The following is a 920-nucleotide window of genomic DNA, read 5'->3' on the forward strand; positions in this document are numbered from 1 at the left end:
TAAAGACTTAGCTTATTATCAGATTAATAATGATAAGAAAGCTATAGAAAAGTTCTTTAATTCATACTCAGATCAGCAGGTAATTGTAGCTATGGAAAATACTGGCAGGTACAATTGGTCATTATATGACGCTATCGCTGATTTTCATTTCAAAGTATATGTTTTAAATCCAATACATTTCTCAAAAAGTCAGGGATTAGCACGAGGCAAAGATGATAAAACAGATTCATATAGAATAGCTCTTTTTGTAGAGAAATATGCAGATGAACTTCCTATTTGGAAGCCTGTAACCAATACTATAAAAGAGCTTAAAATACTTTTAACCGAACGCAATGCCAGAATAAAATCTAAGAAAAGACTCTTAAAACAAAGTCACGATTATAAAAAAATGAAAGACTTGAATTTTCATAAAGAACTTAAATCTTGGAACAAACAGCAAATAAAACAATTGGATAATCAAATCGCTAAAATTGAAGTATTGATTGAAAAAATAATTCAAATAGATACACAACTAAACAAATACTACAAACTTATCCAGAGTATACCAGGTGTAGGTAAAATTACCTCTTGGTATATGCTAGCTAAAACTGAAGGTTTTACTAAAATAAGTTGCCCAAGAAAGATGGCTTGCTATAGCGGTGTTGTTCCTTTTAAACATCAATCTGGAAGTTCTATTTTTAAAAAACCTAAGGTATCGATATATGCAGATAAACAAATGAAATCTATATTACATTTAGCCGCCATGAGTGCTATTCGATTAAAAAATGATCTGCAAATTTATTACAAAAGAAAAGTAGAAGAAGGCAAAAATAAAATGAGTGTTTTAAATGCTGTAAGAAACAAAATTATTCATCTTATTTTTGCCATTATTAAATCAAATAAAAAATTTGAAAATCGTTTGGTTTCGTCATAGAAATCGA

General features: G+C 28.9%; 1 protein-coding gene. It reads left to right on the forward strand.

What is annotated here, in order from left to right; genetic code table 11:
- Positions 1 to 913, forward strand: a 913-nt coding sequence (locus tag Q0975_RS28335; protein WP_299444358.1) for an IS110 family transposase, incomplete at its 5' end; no start/stop codon positions are given.
- Between the last annotated feature and the right edge of the window lie 7 nt (positions 914 to 920).

Source organism: uncultured Aquimarina sp. (genome assembly GCF_947500065.1).
GTDB lineage: Bacteria > Bacteroidota > Bacteroidia > Flavobacteriales > Flavobacteriaceae > Aquimarina.